Origin of the sequence: Amycolatopsis lurida, from assembly GCF_900105055.1 — a bacterium.
GTDB lineage: Bacteria > Actinomycetota > Actinomycetes > Mycobacteriales > Pseudonocardiaceae > Amycolatopsis > Amycolatopsis lurida.
On sequence record NZ_FNTA01000004.1, the window covers coordinates 4,823,217 to 4,841,054 of the forward strand.

At 67.7% G+C, this 17,838-nt stretch carries 18 protein-coding genes; 10 read left to right on the forward strand and 8 right to left on the reverse strand.

The annotated features are described in order from the left end of the window. Nucleotides 1-30 precede the first annotated feature (30 nt). The 3 genes from BLW75_RS28145 to BLW75_RS28155 all read left to right on the forward strand — a co-directional run bounded on the left by BLW75_RS28145 (nucleotide 31) and on the right by BLW75_RS28155 (nucleotide 3,894). Nucleotides 31-822 (forward strand): ArsR/SmtB family transcription factor, encoded by a 792-nt coding sequence (locus BLW75_RS28145; RefSeq protein WP_034310279.1) that lies wholly within the window; start codon nucleotides 31-33, stop codon nucleotides 820-822. Between the two features lie 33 nt (nucleotides 823-855). Continuing rightward, nucleotides 856-1,635: a DUF3800 domain-containing protein gene (locus tag BLW75_RS28150; RefSeq protein ID WP_034310281.1), complete on the forward strand. Its 780-nt coding sequence runs from the start codon at nucleotides 856-858 to the stop codon at nucleotides 1,633-1,635. Nucleotides 1,636-1,740: 105 nt separating this feature from the next. Continuing rightward, the gene (locus tag BLW75_RS28155) at nucleotides 1,741-3,894 is read left to right on the forward strand and encodes a terpene synthase family protein (protein WP_034310283.1); all 2,154 of its coding nucleotides are present in this window, start codon (nucleotides 1,741-1,743) and stop codon (nucleotides 3,892-3,894) included. A 444-nt stretch (nucleotides 3,895-4,338) separates the two neighbouring features. Here the strand turns inward: BLW75_RS28155 and BLW75_RS28160 are convergent, their stop codons facing one another. Then, complete coding sequence (locus tag BLW75_RS28160) at nucleotides 4,339-5,526, reverse strand: glycoside hydrolase family 64 protein (RefSeq protein WP_034308129.1); 1,188 nt, start codon at nucleotides 5,524-5,526, stop codon at nucleotides 4,339-4,341. A gap of 305 nt (nucleotides 5,527-5,831) precedes the next feature. On the opposite strand from BLW75_RS28160, the gene BLW75_RS28165 reads away from it, so the two are divergent. The 4 genes from BLW75_RS28165 to BLW75_RS28180 all read left to right on the forward strand — a co-directional run bounded on the left by BLW75_RS28165 (nucleotide 5,832) and on the right by BLW75_RS28180 (nucleotide 9,113). Beyond that, a complete protein-coding gene (locus tag BLW75_RS28165) occupies nucleotides 5,832-6,452 on the forward strand; it encodes a sigma-70 family RNA polymerase sigma factor (RefSeq protein ID WP_034308132.1) in 621 nt (206 codons plus the stop codon). Between the two features lie 224 nt (nucleotides 6,453-6,676). After that, entirely contained in the window at nucleotides 6,677-7,402 is a 726-nt protein-coding gene (locus tag BLW75_RS28170) for an ANTAR domain-containing protein (RefSeq protein ID WP_034308134.1), read from the forward strand. Nucleotides 7,403-7,432: 30 nt separating this feature from the next. After that, nucleotides 7,433-8,146: a GAF and ANTAR domain-containing protein gene (locus BLW75_RS28175; RefSeq protein ID WP_034308136.1), complete on the forward strand. Its 714-nt coding sequence runs from the start codon at nucleotides 7,433-7,435 to the stop codon at nucleotides 8,144-8,146. Between the two features lie 52 nt (nucleotides 8,147-8,198). Next, nucleotides 8,199-9,113, forward strand: a complete 915-nt coding sequence (locus BLW75_RS28180; protein WP_034308138.1) for a LysR family transcriptional regulator — start codon at nucleotides 8,199-8,201, stop codon at nucleotides 9,111-9,113. Here the strand turns inward: BLW75_RS28180 and BLW75_RS28185 are convergent. Further along, nucleotides 9,095-10,084 (reverse strand): small ribosomal subunit Rsm22 family protein, encoded by a 990-nt coding sequence (locus BLW75_RS28185; RefSeq protein WP_034308140.1) that lies wholly within the window; start codon nucleotides 10,082-10,084, stop codon nucleotides 9,095-9,097. The two genes, BLW75_RS28180 and BLW75_RS28185, sit on opposite strands and share 19 nt — an antisense overlap. A 207-nt stretch (nucleotides 10,085-10,291) precedes the next feature. On the opposite strand from BLW75_RS28185, the gene BLW75_RS28190 reads away from it, so the two are divergent. Together BLW75_RS28190 and BLW75_RS28195 are read left to right on the forward strand one after the other, a co-directional pair. After that, the gene (locus BLW75_RS28190) at nucleotides 10,292-10,708 is read left to right on the forward strand and encodes a YciI family protein (protein ID WP_034308143.1); all 417 of its coding nucleotides are present in this window, start codon (nucleotides 10,292-10,294) and stop codon (nucleotides 10,706-10,708) included. Nucleotides 10,709-10,738: 30 nt separating this feature from the next. Further along, a complete protein-coding gene (locus tag BLW75_RS28195; RefSeq protein ID WP_034308146.1) occupies nucleotides 10,739-12,007 on the forward strand; it encodes an RNA polymerase sigma factor in 1,269 nt (422 codons plus the stop codon). A gap of 12 nt (nucleotides 12,008-12,019) precedes the next feature. Here the strand turns inward: BLW75_RS28195 and BLW75_RS28200 are convergent, their stop codons facing one another. Both BLW75_RS28200 and BLW75_RS28205 read right to left on the reverse strand, forming a co-directional pair. Beyond that, a complete protein-coding gene (locus BLW75_RS28200; RefSeq protein WP_241783421.1) occupies nucleotides 12,020-12,460 on the reverse strand; it encodes a sigma factor-like helix-turn-helix DNA-binding protein in 441 nt (146 codons plus the stop codon). A gap of 79 nt (nucleotides 12,461-12,539) precedes the next feature. Beyond that, on the reverse strand, nucleotides 12,540-13,412 hold the full coding sequence (locus BLW75_RS28205) for a hypothetical protein (protein ID WP_034308152.1): 873 nt from the start codon (nucleotides 13,410-13,412) through the stop codon (nucleotides 12,540-12,542). Between the two features lie 149 nt (nucleotides 13,413-13,561). Here BLW75_RS28205 and BLW75_RS28210 point away from each other — a divergent pair, with 149 nt between their 5' ends. After that, on the forward strand, nucleotides 13,562-13,972 hold the full coding sequence (locus BLW75_RS28210) for a GNAT family N-acetyltransferase (RefSeq protein WP_034308154.1): 411 nt from the start codon (nucleotides 13,562-13,564) through the stop codon (nucleotides 13,970-13,972). Here the strand turns inward: BLW75_RS28210 and BLW75_RS28215 are convergent. From BLW75_RS28215 to BLW75_RS28230, 4 genes are all read right to left on the reverse strand, one after another. After that, nucleotides 13,953-15,644, reverse strand: coding sequence for an L-lactate permease (locus BLW75_RS28215; RefSeq protein ID WP_034308155.1), 1,692 nt, complete (start codon nucleotides 15,642-15,644; stop codon nucleotides 13,953-13,955). The two genes, BLW75_RS28210 and BLW75_RS28215, sit on opposite strands and share 20 nt — an antisense overlap. A gap of 1 nt (nucleotide 15,645) precedes the next feature. Continuing rightward, the gene (locus tag BLW75_RS28220; protein ID WP_034308159.1) at nucleotides 15,646-16,428 is read right to left on the reverse strand and encodes an IclR family transcriptional regulator; all 783 of its coding nucleotides are present in this window, start codon (nucleotides 16,426-16,428) and stop codon (nucleotides 15,646-15,648) included. A 280-nt stretch (nucleotides 16,429-16,708) separates the two neighbouring features. Next, on the reverse strand, nucleotides 16,709-17,116 hold the full coding sequence (locus BLW75_RS28225; protein ID WP_034308161.1) for a CoA-binding protein: 408 nt from the start codon (nucleotides 17,114-17,116) through the stop codon (nucleotides 16,709-16,711). Between the two features lie 128 nt (nucleotides 17,117-17,244). Then, on the reverse strand, nucleotides 17,245-17,817 hold the full coding sequence (locus BLW75_RS28230) for a hypothetical protein (protein WP_034308164.1): 573 nt from the start codon (nucleotides 17,815-17,817) through the stop codon (nucleotides 17,245-17,247). Nucleotides 17,818-17,838 lie beyond the last annotated feature (21 nt).

Below are 17,838 nucleotides of genomic sequence, written 5' to 3' on the forward strand. Positions count from 1 at the left end.
CCGTGAGGCTGCATATCAGGGAGTGCGGCAATGGACGAGGTCTTCAAGGCCTTGGCGGACCCCAGTCGTCGCCGGTTGCTCGACGACCTGAACGCCCGCAACGGGCAGACCCTGCGCGAGCTGTGCGCCGGGCTGGACATGGCGAGGCAGTCGGTCAGCAAGCATCTGGACGTCCTGGAGGCGGCCAATCTGGTGACCACGGTGCGTCGTGGCCGCGAGAAGTTGCACTACGTGAACGCGGAGCCGATCAACGCGATCGCCGAGCGCTGGATCGACCGCTACCACCAGGGCCGTGTCGACGCGCTCGCCGACCTCAAGAAGGCATTGGAGCAGGAACCCATGAGCACCGACGAATTCGTGTACACCAGCTACATCAGGACGACGCCGGAGCGGCTTTGGCGGGCGCTCACCGATCCGGTCTTCACCAAGCGGTATTGGGGTTGTGAGTTCACTTCGGACTGGAAGCCCGGGTCGACGATGGCCTGGGAGCAGCTCGGCGTGAAGCTGGAGGACCCCGAACAGGTCATCCTCGAATCCGACCCGTACCGGCGGCTGTCCTACACGTGGCACACCTTCACGCCGGAGTTCGCGAAGTCGGTGGGTCTCGACGACGACGTGGCGGCGAAGCTCCAGGCCGAATCGCGGTCGAAGGTCACCTTCGATCTCGAGCCCGTCGGCGACACGGTGAAACTGACCGTGGTGCACGACGGTTTCGACCCGGGCAGCACCGCACTGGAGATGGTCAAGGGCGGCTGGCCGTCGATCCTGTCGAGCCTCAAGACGTTGCTGGAGACCGGTGAGCCGCTGCCCGATCCCGCGTAAACCGGGTCGACGTCGCCGGGGTGATCGGGCACGATGCGCAGCGTGCCCCTGGAGATCGCCTGCGACGAGTCCGGGTCCGAGGGCGAGAAACTGATCGGCGGGCAGACCGGCGTGTTCGCGCACGCGGGGGTCCGGCTGAGTCTCGACGAGGCCGCCGCCTGCCTGGTCGAACTGCGGCGAAGGATTCGTTCGCCGGCGGTCGAGTACAAGGCGAACCATCTTCTGCGGACGAAACACCGGCGGGTCCTCGAATGGTTCCTCGGGCCGCTCGGCCCGGTCCACGGGCGAGCCCACGTGTACCTCGTGGACAAGAAGCGGCTGCTGGCGAACGAACTGCGCACGCTCGCCGGTCCCGGCATCCGGCCGGACGACGATCTCCTGGCCGCGTTCAACGACGTGCTGCGGGCCAGGAATCGCCGGGATCCGGCGACGGGGTCGTTCTTCGCGATGGCCGGGGACACCGCGGAATTGAGGGCGAAGGTCGCCGAGGCGCGTGACGCAAAGGCCCTCGATCCGCTGGTGCCCGCGATCCTCCGCGCCGTCGAATACTGGAGCGCAGGCGGGGAGCAGGTGTTTCTCGTCCACGACGAACAACCGTCGCTCAAAGGGGACCGGCTCGCCCGGATCGAAGCGAGTCCTGGATTGGCCGGGGTGAGGTTCGTGGATTCACGGACCGATCCGCGGGTGCAGGCCGCCGATTTCCTGGTCGGTGTCGCCCGCCGGATCGCCGAGGACGAATTGAACGGGAACGGCGACCGGATCTTGACCGGATTGCTCGCGCCGTATGTCGATTCGGCGTCCCTCTGGTACTGATTCACTCCATGGCACACCGAATCGCTCGGGTGGACGGTTGCCCGGTGCGGTCGCGGGCTGGAAACGTCGGAACGGATCCGACACCGGCCCGGGAGGCACTCGCAGATGCAGGCTTTCACCTTGCCCGAGTTCTACGTGCCGCATCCGGCCAGGATGAATCCGCATCTCGAAGCGGCGCGGGCGCACAGTATGGCCTGGGCGCGGCGAATGGGGATGCTCGATTCACCGTCGCCGTCCGGCGATGTCGTCTGGACCGAGCAGGCACTGGCGAAAATGGACTACGCGCTGCTCTGCGCGCACACCCATCCGGACTGTGACGGGCCGTCCCTCGATCTGGTCACGGACTGGTACGTATGGGTGTTCTTCTTCGACGACGATTTCCTCGCGCAATTCAAGTACACCCGGGACACCGAGGGCGCGAAGACTTATCTGGACCGCCTGGAAATGTTCATGACCGGCCCAGGGGAAACGTCGCCGGAGCCGGGGAATCCCGCCGAAGCCGGGCTCGAGGATCTTTGGGCGCGCACCATTCCCTCGATGTCGGAGGCGTGGCGACGGCGTTTCGTCACCAGTACGCACAACCTGATGGTCGAATCGCTCTGGGAACTGGACAACATCGACCGCGGCCGGATCGCGAACCCCATCGAATACGTCCAGATGCGTCGCCGGGTCGGCGGTGCGCCGTGGTCGGCGAACCTCATCGAGTACGCCGTCGGCGCCGAGGTGCCGGACCGGATCGCGGCGACCAGGCCGATGGAGGTCCTGCGCGACACCTTCGCCGATGCCGTCCACCTTCGCAACGATCTCTTTTCCTACCAACGAGAAGTGCGCGAAGAGGGGGAGAACTCCAACGCGGTCCTCGTCTTCGAGAAATTCCTCGATTGCCCGACGCAGGAGGCCGCCGATCTCACCAACGCCCTGCTGACCTCCCGGCTGCAGCAGTTCGAGAACACCGCGCTCGTCGAGGTTCCCGCGCTGCTGGCCGAACGCGACGTCTCGCTGTCCGAGCAGATCGCGGTCGGCCTTTACGTCAAGGGTCTGCAGGATTGGCAGTCCGGCGGGCACGAATGGCACATCCGGTCGAGCCGGTACATGAACGAGGGCGCGGCCTCCGGTGGCCATGGGCTGGGCCTCGTCCAGCGGGTGCGGCAGCAGGCGCCCCCGCCGTTCGCGAAGGTCGGACACCTGCCCCTGCCGGACTTCCGCATGCCGTACCCAGTGCGCACCAGCCCCCACCTCGCCGCCGCCCGCGAGTACGCGCCGGGCTGGGCACGGGAGATGGGGATGTTCGAGGACGGCGGGATCTGGGACGAGCGCCGTATGCGCGGCATCGACCTGCCGCACTGCGCCGCGATGATCCACGCGGACTCGGATCTCGACCAGCTCAAGCTGTCGTCGGACTGGTTGACCTGGGGAACCTACGGCGACGACTACTTTCCGCTGGTCTTCGGGATGAGAAGGGACCCCATCGCCGCGAAACTGTGCAATGACCGCCTTTCCCTCTTCATGCCGCTCGACGGCGAGCCGGTGCCGAAGCCGTCGAACCCGGTCGAGCGCGGCCTCGAGGACCTGTGGAACCGCACCGCCGGGCCACTGGCCCCGCCCGCGCGGGCGGAGTTCCGGCAGGCGATCGAGAGGATGACCGCGAGCTGGGTCTGGGAGGTGGCGAACCAGGCGCAGAACCGGGTCCCCGACCCGGTCGACTACGTGGAGATGCGGCGGCGGACATTCGGTTCGGACCTGACGAAGAGCCTCGCCCGGCTCCGGCTCGGCGAGGTGGTACCGCCGGAGATCTACCAGAACCGGGTGCTGTTCGAACTCGACACCGCGGCCCAGGACTACGCGACTTTCGCCAACGATCTCTTCTCTTATCAGAAGGAGATCGAGTACGAGGGCGAGGTGCACAACCTCGTCTATGTCGTCGAACGTTTCCTGGATGTCGGCCGGATCGAGGCCCGTGACATCGCGGCCCGGCTGATGAACGCGCGGATGGACCAGTTCGAGCAGCTCGCCGACGAGGGGCTGCCGCGGATGTGCGACGACCTCGAACTCGACGACGACGTCCGCGCGGTGCTGACCCGATACGCGGACAACATGAAGGACTGGATGGCCGGAATCCTGGAATGGCACCGGAAATGCGTGCGGTACACGCCGGAGGAGCTGGAGCGCCTCAGCACTCCCGCGCCGCCGCCGTCGTTCTCGCTCGTGCCGAGCGGGATCGGCATGTCGGCCTGGCGGATCGGGAGCGGGGCGCGGTAAGCGCTCGCTGTGGCCTTGGCACGGGGTGTGTCGCGAAAGCCACTTTCGCGACGTGGGGTGTCTCGGAAGTGGCTCGCGGCGTCGGTGGTGGCCTGCTGGTGGTGGGTGGGTTGTGAAAGCCACTTTCGCAACGTTGGGCGTTGTGAAAGTGGCTTTCGCAACATGCGATCCCGGGGTGAGCTGTCCTGCCGCTGCCGGGGTGTGTCGCGAAAGCCACTTTCGCGACGTGGGGTGTCTCGGAAGTGGCTCGCGGCGTCGGTGGTGGCCTGCTGGTGGTGGGTGCGTTGTGAAAGCCACTTTCGCAACACGCGATCCCGGCGCCAGCTGCCCCGCCGCTGCCGAAGTGCGCCCCGAAAGTGGCTCGCGGCAGGAACGCCCAAGTGCACCAGGGGGTGAAGGGGCCTTTCCCGGCCATCCGATGCGGGAAAAGCCCCTCGCCCAGGTCTAGAACGCGGTGAGGACGATCCGCGCGGTCCGCGGGTCCCCGTCGTGCACCAGCGACTCGAAGTGCCCGACGTCGTCGAAGGCGAATCCGTACGCCTTTCCGTCGACCATCTGCTCGTGCACGATCCGCGAGTAGTGGTCGGTCACGGGCTGCTTGTAGAACTGGCTCGCGTCGTAGGTCGGCTGCGTGTGCAGGGTGCCGAGGGTCGAGCGGTGCAGCGCCGCGCACAGTGTCCGCGCGATCGGGCCGACGACCTGGTCGTTCGGCGCGTGCAGCCGTCCGTCGCAGTTGAAGACGTCGCGGGTGCTCGGCTTGGTGAACGACGCCACCGTGGCGCCCGAGGTGTCGGTGAAGCGCAGGACGTCGTCCCCGCCGGTCCGGCCGGTGAACTTCTTGCCGGGTTCGGCCTCGAACGGGACCACGGTCAGCGGTGTCGACTTGTAGGCGTTCCAAGCGCTCGTGACGTAGCCGTCGAGGTAGGTCCCGCTGAACTTGCCGGTGTCGAGGCCCTTGCCCGGCGCGAGGACCCGCAACCGGTCGCGCACCAGGTTCGAGAAACCGGACTGTCCTTGGACGGCGTTGAAGATGGCTTCGCGGCCACCCGCCTTGAGCCGTCCGGCCTCCTTGTTCGTCCCCGCCCCGTTGGTGAGCCCGACGGCGTGCGGCACGCTGAACATGTCGACCTGCGAGCTGTTGATGAACAGCCCGCCGTTGTCGTAGGTGAATTCGCTCCAGTCGAACAGGATGTCCCGGTTCGGGTCGCCGTCGGCCCACGGTGCCGGCTGCACCAGCCCGTCCGGGGTGAGGAAGAACTTGATCTTCTGCCCGAACGACAGGTAGACGCGGCCCGAGAGCATCCGCGGGATCCGCAGCGTGGTCGAGCCGCCGTTGCCGGGGCCCGCGATCGAGACGTCCGGCGCGGGGCTCGGCGGGTTCGCGCCCGGCGGCCACGGGGTGAAGACGCCGCCGGCGTCGACGTAGCCGAGTTTCCCGGTGTTGAGGTTCGTGCCGAGCACGTAGAGGTGGACCGCGTCGGAGCGGTTCGAATTGTTGGTGACGGTCAGCGGCAGCGGATCGGGACCGGCGGCGACCGCGGTGGGTGCCGATAGCGCCGATACTCCGGTGACCAAGGGGAGGGCGACCGCCAATGCGGTCAAGACGCGCCGGATCTTCTTGCGGATGCGCACAGTTCACTCCTCGGCGGAATCCCGCCGCGGAGCGTGGACGCGCCGCGGCGGTGCTTGCGGATGTCGGCCGGGGGCGCGTTCCCGGCCTGGGCGTGACCTTGGCGAGGGGTCTCAGCACGGGAAGTTACGTCGCCGGACGCGGAGATGTCCAGACCACTGGTGGGAATCTGTCCGGTTTTCCATCGGGCCGGACAATATGTCGCGGGCCGTTCGCCGATTGAGGTGGCCGGATTCGTCGACTACCGTGGGCCGGGTTCCGTCCTGGACCCCGGCGGCCGGATTTTCTCATCCGTGGGGAGCGGGACATGAGCGACGAGTTTGCGATGCGAAGAACCGGCGGCGGTGAGACGTGGGTTTCCCCCGCCTGCTGGGACGGCCTCGCCAAGGCCGCGGTGGACGGCGAGCCGAACGCCATGGACGACCTCATGGCCGCCCTCGTGCCGTGGGCGCGGCAGTACGCCGAAACCCGCCTCGGCGGCCATGAGCTGACCTATCTCGAACCGGCCGACGTGGCGCAGGAGATCTGTCTCGCGGTCTTCGTCGCGATCCCCGGATACGGCAGGCGCGGCGGCTCCTTCCTGTTCCTCCTGCGCGCCATCGCGGCGAACAAGGTCGCCGACGTCTTCCGGAAGGCCGCGCGGAGCAGGCAGGTGCTCACCGGCGAGCTCCCCGAACGTCCGGCGGGGGCCGCGGAGGAACCCGAGCAACGTGCCCTGCGGACCGACCTCGGCCGCCGGCTCGGCAGGCTGATGCGGACACTGCCGATCTCGCACCGGGAGGTGCTGGGAATGCGGGTGATCGGCGAGCTGACGTCGAACGAGACCGCGGCGGCGCTCGGGACGACGTCGTCCCGGGTGCGGGTGACCAAACACCGCGCGATCAGCAGGCTGCGCGCCTGCGCTCAGCGCCAGGACGCCTTGAGCTGAATACGGATCAACAGCCGGAAAAACGGATTCTCCCGTTTGGCACGGGTTTCGAGAATGCGAACGCACATGGCCCCTCCAGAGCTCGCCGACGAGTGCCGTTGCCGGGGGCCGGGGACAAGCGGTCTCGGATTCCACCCTAGGCGCGGACCGGTGAACCGGAACCGGCCGAACGGACCATTGAGAGCGAGCGATTCGTCACCGGAACAGGGAAGAATGGTCCCGCCATGGAGATTCGACGGCATGATCGCGCCGCTTCGGTCTGGGCGAAGATGTGTTTTCTCGCTTCGTCGACCGATTTACCGGTCTCGATCGAACACGCCTGCGTCATTTGCGGTGAGGTCCTCGACGCGGCGGGTGTCGGACTCGCGCTCATCGGCGGCGGAGGTCTCGCTGAGCCGGTCTTCGCCACCGATGAACGCAGTCGCGAATTGGAAGATCTGCAGTTCACCTTGGGCGAAGGTCCCGCGGTCGAGGTGGTGCGCGGCGGTATGCTCCTCGTGGTAACCGATATGACCAGTTCGGAGGCATCACTCCGATGGCCGATATTCACGCCGGAGGCGATTGACCGGAGCGTGAAATCGATCATCGCGGTGCCGATTCAGGCCGGTGCGATCAAGGTGGGCGTTGTCGACTGCTATCGCGAATTCGCCGGGGCCCCGTCAAGGGAGAGCCGGGCGCAAGCACTCGTCTGCGCCGAAGCGGTGATCGCCCTCGCCATCGCGGAGGTCGACGCCGGTGGGCCGGGGCTGGCCGGAATGATCGATCGCGCGTTCACCGGCAGGCGCGACCGGGTGCATCAGGCCGCGGGCATGGTGTCGGTCCAGCTCGGTATCGGGCTCGCGGACGCGCTCGCGCGTTTGCGTGCCCACGCCTACGCCAACGACCGGAAGCTCGACGAGGTGGCCATGGACGTGGTGCTTCGCCGGGTCACCCTCCGGCCCGGGCCCTGACGGACGTGAGCCAAGGAGACAGCAGAGACGATGACCGACCTGATGGCCGGCTTACCCGAGACCTTCGTCCAGTTGGCGGACACCCTCGTCGACGACTTCGACCTCGTCGAATTCCTCGATCTGTTCGCGTGCAGATGCGTCGAACTGCTCGGTGTCGGCACCGCCGGTCTGCTGCTCGCCGACGCGCGCGGCGCCCTCACCATGGTCGCCGCGTCCGATGAAAAGACCCGCCCGCTCGAATTGTTCCAGGTGCGGAACTCGGAGGGGCCGGGCCTGGATTGCTACCGGCGCGCCGAGCCGGTGGTCTGCCCGGATCTGGCGCGCGCGGGCGAAAGCTGGCCCAAGTTCTCCCGAGAGGCGGAAAACGCCGGATTCCGTTCCGTGTACGCCGTACCGATGCGGCTTCGTGAAGACGTGATCGGTGCGCTGAACCTTTTCGACTCCCGCCCCGCGTCGCTCGATGACGACGGATTGTCCTTGGCGCGGGCGCTCGCGGGCATCGCCACGATCGGCATCCTGCATCACCGGACGTGGCAGCGGCAGGAGATCGTCACCGGTCAGCTCCAGACGGCGTTGAACAGCAGGGTGCTCATCGAGCAGGCGAAAGGCGTTCTCGCCGAACGGCTCCGGGTTTCGGTGGACGACGCGTTCGGCGTATTGCGCGCCTACGCGCGGAGCAACAATCGCAAGATCCTTTCCGTGGCGGCCGGGATCGTCGACCGCACAGTGGACATCCCGCGCTGAACGATACCGATTCGGCGCTTGTCCGCCCTTCGGCGATACCTAGACTGGCTGGGTGTTTTCCTTGGAGCAGCTGGTGAGTTTCGTCGCGGTGGCCGAGGAACTTCACTACGGCCGGGCGGCGGAGCGGCTCTCGATGACCCAGCCGCCGTTGAGCAGGCGAATCCAGTTGCTGGAGCGCGAACTGGGGGTCGAGCTTTTCGACCGGACGCACCGCACGGTCCGGATGACCCCGGCCGGCCGGGTTTTCCTCGCCGAGGCGAGGAAGATCCTTCGTTCGGCGCACGAGGCGACGCTGTACGCCCGGCGGGCGAAGAAGGGCGAGGCCGGGGTCGTCACGCTCGGTTTCACCGCCACGGCGGCGTATTCCTCTCTCGAACGCGTCATCGCCGTCGCGAACGCCGAAGTGCCCGGTGTCGATCTGGTGCTCCGGGAGTTGGTGACGGCGGCGCAGGTGGAGGAGCTGCTGGCGGGTGGGATCGACCTCGGCATGATCCGGCCGCCGGTCACGGGAGCCGACGTGGTGACCCTGCCGCTGTGGCGGGAGCGGCTGCTGGCGGCGTTGCCGTCGGCGCATCCTTTGGCGCGGCGCAAGAAGAATCCCGATGTCCGCGACTTCGACGGCGAGCCGTTCATCATGTACTCGCCGTCGGAGGGCCGTTACTTCCACGACCTGGTCGTGGCGGTGTTCCGCTCCGCCCGGGTGCTGCCGGAGTACACGCAATACCCCTGTCAGGTGCATACGGTGCTCGCGCTGGTGAAGGCGGAACTCGGGGTCGCGCTGATCCCGGCCGCGGCCGCCGCGCTGCGCTTCGAGGGAGTGGTGCTCCGCCCGGTGGACGGGGTCGAGAACCGCCCGGTCGAACTCGAACTGATGTGGCGGCGGAGCAACGACAATCCGGCGCTCGGCGCATTGCTCGCCGCCGTCGGCAACCAGGTGCGACGGGCTCGTCAGTCTACTGTGGACTGAGTGGGCCAGGCGTCGCCCCATTCGGCGTCACGGGCCGCGCGGTAAGCCGTGCCGTGCCGTTTGGTGACGATCGTTTCGGTGAGCCCGGCTCCGGCGCAGAGGGAGAGGCCGACCATGCCCTTGCGTTTGACCGGATGCCGCAGGATACGGGCTTCGGCGCGTTCCGGCGCCGTGCGCGACGCGACGACGTAGGAGAATTTCTCGTCCTCGAAGCCGAGCGTCGCGGACTTGAGCTGGCGGTGCAGGCCGGTGCGCGGGAGACGCGCGGAGAAATGGCACCAGTCCTTGCCGCGCGGGATCGGGCACGTGCCCTCGTGCGGACAGGGCGCGACCAGGGAGAGGCCGAGTTCGACGAGCTGATCCCGCGCTTCGACGATCCGTTCGTAACCCGCGGGGGTGCCGGGCTCGATCAGGACGAGCATCCCGGCCTTCGCCGACAGCCAGCGGACGGCGTCGGACCGGCGGGCTTCGGGCAGTTCGCCGAGGACATAGGAGAGGGTCACCAGATCGGCCTCCGGCGCGGGCGCGGCCGGGTCGATCAGACCACGTCGCCAGGTCGACCCCCGGACGGCCTTGTCCCCGGCGTTCCCCGCGAGCCGCCGTCCCAGCGCGATCGCGCCCGGGACCTGTTCGACGACGGTGCTCTCCTCCAGCGACGGCCACACGTCGGCCGCCGCCCAGATCGCGGCACCGGTCCCGCCGCCGACGTCGATCTGGGTCCGCGGAGCGAACCCGGGAGCACGGAGGGCGGCTTCGGCGAGAACGGCGTGTACGGCCGCGTACGTGGCAGGCATCCGGTAGCCCGCGTACGCCGCGATGTCGACCTCGGAGGAGAGGATGGGCGCGCTCGCGGGGTTGTTCTCGCGGTAGCGCGTGCTGAGCCGCTCGACGGACTGCGTCAGCCTGTTCTGCGGGTATTTGCCCAGCTCTTCGTCGAGGGCGGAGCGGAGGGTTTCGGGGAGGGCGGCCACGGTCAAGATTAGATCGAGTCGCGCGGAGCGCGTCCTTCAAGGGTGGGTGGTGGGGATGAGGCGGCACTTTCATGGGCCCTTGACCTGCGGTTTTCCGGCTGCTCGAATGACCGCGGAAAAAAGTTCGGAGACCGTGTCGAAACCGGGGATGCCCGATCGACGCGTAGATGTGGCAGGGACGACCCCCGCCGGGAACGGAGACCTCAGATGCGGTTCATGGTGATTGTCAAGAGCGACGAGAAGACCGATGTGGCCGGTGCGCAGCCGAGCGCCGAGGACCTTCAGGAGATGGGGAAGTTCAACGAGGAGCTGGTGAAGGCCGGCGTCATGCTCGCGGGTGAGGGCCTGCTCCCCAGCTCCGAGGGTTTCCGCATCCAGTACTCCGGCACCACCGAGGCCAGGGTCGTCGACGGGCCGTTCGCCGAGAGCAAGGAGCTCATCGCGGGTTTCTGGATCCTGCAGGTCAAGGACAGGGCCGAGGTCGTCGAATGGATGAAGCGCGCGCCGTTCCGCGAGGGCGAGATCGAGATCCGCCGGATCGCGGAGATGGAGGACTTCGACAACGCGACCCCCGAGATCGTCGAGCGCGAGCAGCGGCTGCGGGAGCAGGCCGAGGCGAACTAGTGGTTGCGGTCGTCGCGCCGACGATGTTGATTGGTCGGCGTGACGGCAACAGCAGACCCCCGTTCGGCGATCGACGCGGTGTGGCGGATCGAATCGGCCCGCCTCATCGCCGGCCTCGCGCGGATGACGCGCGATGTCGGACTCGCGGAGGAACTGGCGCAGGACGCGCTGGTCGCCGCGCTCGAACAGTGGCCTGAGTCGGGCGTGCCGAGGAATCCGGGCGCCTGGCTCATGACCACGGCGAAACGCCGCGCCGTCGACACCTTCCGGCGCAACGAGCGGTACGAGAAGAAGCTCGGCGAGATCGGCCGCGAGCTGGAGTTCGAGGAGGATCCCGACTTCACCGCGGCTCTCGACGACCACATCGAGGACGATCTGCTGCGGCTGGTGTTCACCGCCTGTCACCCGGTGCTCTCCACCGAGGCCAGGGTGGCGCTGACGCTGAAGATGATCGGCGGGCTCCAGACGCACGAGATCGCGCGGGCGTTCCTCGCGAAGGAGACGGCCATCGCGCAGCGGATCGTCCGGGCGAAGAAGACGCTCGGCGACGCCAAGGTGCCGTTCGAGGTGCCCGAGGGGGAGGACAGGGTCGCGCGCCTGTCCTCGGTGCTCGAGGTCATCTACCTGATCTTCAACGAGGGCTATTCGGCGACGGCGGGCGAAGACTGGATGCGGCCGGCGCTGTGCGAAGAAGCGCTGCGGCTCGGCCGGATCCTGGCCGGGCTGATGCCGAAGGAACCCGAGGTGCACGGGCTCGTCGCGCTGATGGAGATCCAGGCGTCACGCTCCGCCGCGCGCGTCGGGCCGAACGGCGAACCCGTGCTGCTGATGGATCAGGACCGGACGAAATGGAACCGGCTCCTGATCGGCCGCGGTCTCGCCGCGCTGGAACTCGCCGAGTCGCTAGCGGACGGGGCTTTCGGCGTCTACGCGGCGCAGGCCGCCATCGCCGCTTGTCACGCGCGGGCGCGAACGGGCGACGAGACCGACTGGGCCCGCATCGCCGTCCTGTACGAAGGGCTCGGGAAGCTGAACCCGTCGCCGGTGATCGAACTGAACCGGGCCGTGGCGCTGTCGATGGCCGTCGGGCCGGAGGCGGGGCTCGAGGTCGTCGACAAGCTGGTGTCGGAGCCCGCGCTGAAGTCGTATCACCTGCTGCCGAGTGTGCGAGGCGACTTCCTCTCGAAGCTCGGCCGTCTCGACGAGGCCCGCGCCGAGTTCGAGCGCGCGGCGGAGATGACCGGGAACGACCGCGAGCGCACCCTGCTGCTGAACCGGGCCGCGGAGTGCACCCCCTGACCAGGGAACGCGTCAGGCGGGGGTTGGGCGCAGGGTGCTCAGCGCCCGGTGCTGCCCCAGCCGGACGGCCTGGACGGAGCAGCCGAGCGCCAGCGCGGTGTCGTCTGCGGAAAGCCCGACGAGCGACCGCAGCACCATGATCTCGCGCTGCTGGCCCGGCAGCCCCGAAAGCGGGTTCGGCAGCTCGGTGGTGGTCCGGTGGAAGTCGTCCACCAGGCCGTGTGTGACGTCGTAGGCGAACCTGAGGAGCGCGGGAGCGCCGGCCGCCCCGGCGAAGATCTCGCGGCAGCTGTCCTTCGCGATCGCGTCGGCGATGTCGTAGGTACCCGAGCGGCGGCCGATCCGCGCCCGGCAGTAGCGCACGACCAGGACGCGGATGGCGTCGACGAGTTTCGAAGCCGTCTCCATCCGCCCGTCGGCCTCCTCCGGCCGCCGTGAACCGTGTCCTCGCATCGGCTCCCTCTCCCACCTTTCAGATGAGCACGGCGGAGGGGGAGGGAGGTACGGTGTTTTTGCCGACACGGGGCACGGTTCAGGCCTCGATGAAGACGATCCGCTCGGGCTCGATCGTCAGGTTCACGGTCTGCCGCTTCACGCTCACCAAGGTCTCGAATTCCGTGGCGTGCCCGTCCGGGACGGTGAACAGGCGGTCGTTGCGGGAATCGAGGAAGTCGGAGAAGCCGCTCAGCGAGACCCCGCCGCTTTCGTCGAGCGCGAGGTAGTCGACGAGCCTGCGGAAGAGTTTCGGCAGGATCACCAGTTCGTCGGCCAGTTGCCGCCGCGACGAGAGCTTGAACCCGGAGTTCGTGACGTCGTGAGGCCACAGCCCGAGCCCGTTCCGACGCGCTTCGACCGCCGCTGCGGCCAAGGCGTCACGCAGATCCGGGTAAAGCAGTGAATAGAACGTCGGGTAGACGAGGCCGTCCGCGACCTGCCGATGGTTCGCGGAGTTCTTCAGGGTTTTGACGTCGAGATGGACCTTGGAAAGGTCCGCGGACCGTCCCGGCCGTTGCCCGGGAAAGGCGAAGGCCACCGCCCGTCCGTATTTGTCGGCGAATCGCGTCAGTATGTGACCCGGTACCTTGATCGGCGTCGACGAAGTGACCGTTCCCCGTTCATCGCGTTCGACCTTCTTGAAGCCGAGTGCCTTCAGCAGGTTCGCCGCGGCGGCGTCCGCGAATTCCGCGGGCTGATGCCACATCCCGCCGGTTCCCCTGGCCTGGTAATGCGTTTCGAGCGCGTCGATCGCGTCGAGCCGCAGCTGCATCCCGCCCCGCGAATTGAGCCGGACCTTCAAGCCCGCCTTCTTGGTCGCCTGTGGATCTTCGGGATAGAATCGGACCGAATCGCCGTCCGGTGAGGCTCCGACGAGCTGGAACGTACCTTTGATCAGCGTCATGGGCATGAGGACAACGGTAGTTCCCATTCCGGTGAACGAACCTGGTGTTCATCCATCCAGCCCAATGGCCGGTAAAGATAGGGTGACCATTGTGGACATTCTCGGCGATCATCAAACGGTTGGCGCGGAATGATCATTTCGTGGATGCTGGCGGGATGGCCGACTTCTCCTATCGCTGGCGTGACCCGGTCACCGACGACGAGATGTCCGATCTCGTCCGTTCACACGGCGGGGAGCCCGTACCCGGTTGGTGGAACGGCATCCGGCGGCACAGCCTCGGCTGGGTCACCGCCCGCGACGGCGCCGGAACACTGGTCGGTTTCGTGAACGTCGCCTGGGACGGCGGCGCGCACGCCTTCCTGCTCGACACGAAGACCCGCGGGACCCATCAGCACCGGGGCATCGGCACGGCCGTCGTCCGGCTGGCCGTGCTCCACGCGCGAGCGGCGGGCTGCGAATGGCTGCACGTCGACTTCGTGCCGGAACTGGGTCAGTTCTACTTCGGCGCCTGCGGTTTCCGGCCGACCGAAGCGGGCCTGATCCGGCTCAACGACCAGGGATCATGAAGTCCAGCACCGTCGCCTGCAGCAACGCGATGGCCCCGACCACGGCGGTCAGCACGACCGACCACAGGAAGGTCTGCCGCAGCAGCGCGCCCTCCTGCCCGGACCGCCCGATCGCGGTGGCGCCGATGGACAGGTTCTGCGGCGAGATCATCTTGCCCATCACACCGCCGGAGGTGTTGGTGGCACCGGCGAGGATCGGGTCGACGTGCAGCTGCTGAGCCGAAATCACCTGCATCGGCCCGAAGAGACTGTTCGTCGACGCGTCCGATCCGGTGAGGAAGACGCCCAGCCAGCCGATGTAGGCGGAGAACAACGGGAAGAGCACCCCGGTGGTCGCCAGCGCGAGACCGAGTGTCTGCGTCGCACCCGAGTAGTTCATGACGAACGCGATCGCGAGGATCATGAAGATCGTCGCCAGCGCCCAGCGCATCTGGTGCAGTGTCCGGCGATAGGTCGCCAGCAGCAGCCGCGGTTTCGCGCCCATCAGGAAACCCGCCGCGATCGCCGCGATCAGGGCCACCGTTCCCGGTGAATAAAGGAAATCGACGGTCAACGTCGCCGCGTACGGGGTGTCCTTCGGCGTGATCGGCGCGTGCTGGACGACCTCTTTGTGCAGCCCCGGCCACGCGAACACCCAGTCGGCCTTGTGCAGCAGCTTCGTCAGGTCCAGCCCTTCGGGCAGGTTCTTGAAGATCGTGCCGATCCGGGACAGGAAGATCGCCGCGATCAAGACGAGGTACGGCGCCCACGCGTACAGCGCGCCGCGTCCGGCTTTCGCCGCGCCGAGGCTCGCTCCGGCCCGCACCGGTTCTTCGCCGTCGAAACGCCACACCGCCGACGGCTGCCAGAACCGCGTCAGAATCCACAGCGACGCCATCGCGGCGAGCGCGGCGACGACGTCGACGAGGCTCGGGCTGATGAAGTTCGAGGTGACGAACTGCATGACCGCGAACGACAGCCCGGCCGTCAGCACGGCGGGCCAGACCTCGATCATCCGTTTCCAGCCGGCGAGGACGACGATCAGGAATCCGGGGACGATCAGCGCAAGAACCGGGAGCTGGCGGCCGACCATCGACGAGAACAGTTCCGTCGCCTGTTCCTGTTTCATGTCGAGGATCGGCGCGGTCAGCCTGCCCAGCACGATCAGCGGATTGCCGAGGCCGCCGAACGCGACCGGCGCGGTGTTCGCCAGCAGCGCGAGCACGACCGCCTTCACCGCCGGGAAACCGAGCGCGGCCATCATCGCCGCGGTGATCGCGATCGGTGAACCGCCGCCCGCGATCCCTTCCAGCAGCGCGCCGAAACCGAACGCGATCAGCAGCGCCTGGAGGCGGCGGTCCTCACTGAACCCGGCGAGAACCGCCTTGATGTCGTCGAAGCGTCCCGTCGCGACGGTGACATTGTGGAAGTACACGGCGTGGAACGCGATCCAGGCCACCGACCACACCCCGAACACCAGCCCCATGGCCGCGGAATCGAAGGCGAGCCCGGCGGGCATGCGGTACAGCAGTATCGCGACCAGCAGCGCGGTGATCAGCGCCAGCGCCGCCGAGAGATGCGCGGATCTGCGCAGGACTCCCAGCGTCACCAGCAGCACGACGATCGGCAGCGCCGCCAGCGCGGCGGACACCCACAGCCCGCCCGCCGGCTGGTAGTCCTGGATCCAGCCCACATCAGGCCCTTTGCGCGCGGACGTAACCCAGCCGGAGCGACAGCGCGGCCGCGGTGCCCGCCACCGTCGCGCCCAGTTCGTCGGTGCGGCGGAGCACCCGGCCGGCGGGGCCCGCGATGCTGATCGCCGCGATCGGCCGTCCGGTGTGGTCGCGGACGGCCGCGGCCACGCAGCCCACGTCCGGCTCGTTCTCGACGTCGTCCACGGCCCAGCCGCGACGGCTGGTCCTGGCCAGATCGTCGAGGAGCCGGGCCGGATCGTTGATCGTCTTCAGGGTGAGACTGTCGAGCTTCATCCGGCGGATGCGTTCGACGCGGTCCTGTTCGGGCAGTGCCGCCAGCCACGCCTTGCCCAGTGACGTCGCGTGCTGCGGACGGCGGGTGCCGAGACGGCAGGCCAGGGTGACGGCGTTGGCACTGCGTTCGGTGGCGACGTAGACCATCGTGTCGTTGTCGGGGACGGCGAGATACGTCGTCTCGCCGCTGCGTTCGGCGAGCGAGGCGAGATAGCGCGGCGCGCAGCGGTGGAGGTCGGTCGCCGCCATCGCGCGGGCGCCGAGTTCGACCAGCCGGGTGCCGAGCCGCACGCGGCCGGTGGCACGATCGGCTTCGAGATATTCGAGGTTCTTGAGGGTGCCGACGATGCGGTACGCGGCGCTCCGGGAGAGACCCAGTTGCCGGGCGATCGCGTTGGTGGAAATCTCCTGGTTCTGACCGACATGCTCGAGAACCGCGAGCCCGCGCTCGAGTGTGCCACTGGAATCCAGGCCGCGTGGTGTGCCCACTTCGCCCTCCGTTGGACCGGGGTACCGATGGCCGGCACCTGTTTCCGCTAAGCGGATTCGGACGTTAACAGCTCGCCCGACCCTTGGGAAGGTTTCTTAACAAACTGGCGACCGGACAAGTTTTCCCAGTTCGGAGGCTTCTGGTCAAGATCACCGGTTTGGACCAATCCGTTCGGCTGATCAAAATCGGTGTATGACTTCAAAGGTCATTCTTTTGTTCACGGATATGAACGAACCCTCGCCGGAAAATCGCGGCGAGGGTTCGATGCGAAGTGTGTTTCTAACGCACAGACAGATTCGCGACCGCTCGGACGACGGCGGTGCAGCGGTCTTCGACGTAGGCCAATCCGCCTTCTTCGGCGATCCGGCGGGACTCGGCGGAGACGATGCCCTGCTGCAGCCAGAGCGCCTTCGCGCCGATCGCGACGGCCTGTTCGGCGATCGGCGGAGTGTCCTCGGCCGGCCTGAAAACGTCGACCAGGTCGACGGGCTCCGGGATGTCGGTGAGCGAGCGATAGACCTTCTCGCCCAGCAGCTCGTGGGCCGACGGGTGGACGGGGATGATCCGGAACCCGTGTGCCTGCAGCACGGCGGCGACCCCGTGCGAAGCCTTGGCCGGATCACGGCTCAGCCCCACGACGGCGATCGTCTTCGATCCGGCGAGGATCTCGGTGGCGCGATCGGTCATACCGGGTTCAACGACGGCGGGTGGCCGCGCATTCCTGCTGAGGTACGGCGAACGTGACGGACCTCGTGAGTGGTAAGTGTCGTTCTAACGACACTTACCACTCACGAGGTCTGTCCCGCGTGGCAGCTCTAGAGCTTCCAGAGCCGCAGGCCCCGCACGCGGTACACCGGCCAGACGACGTGCCAGGCGCGGCGGCGCAGGAAGACCGCGGAGCAGGTGAGGACGCTGCGCGCGGACGTCGTCGCGACGTCGTGGCGATCCGGCCAGCTCGCGCCGTGCCGACCGGCCGCGATGCGGAAGACGTTGACCAGGCCGCGGCCCTGCAGATCGAATTTCGCCCCCGTGTCACCGGAATCCGGGGTCAGGGAGGCGATCTCCTGGCCGAACGCGGCCGCGGGCGCGGGCCCCGCGTCGGCGGGGAGGTCACCGACGGTCGCCGAGACCGCCTTGCCGTAGAGACGGCGGGTGTAGCGCTGGAGCAGCAGCCGCTCCCACAGCGGCAGGACACGGCGGTGCTTCAGCAGCGCCGAACACTCCGCGTGCCCGATGGCGAAGATGTCGGTCAGCTCGTCGTAGGCGTTGTGCGCGGTGGGCTCATTGAGGTGCACTCGTACCTCGTAGCGGATGCGCGCGGTGAGCTCGTCGAGCTCTTCGCGACGGTCGATCCTGGCCTTCGCCCGTGAGAGCGCCCAATCGGACATGGGAGCAGGCTAGGTGATGAT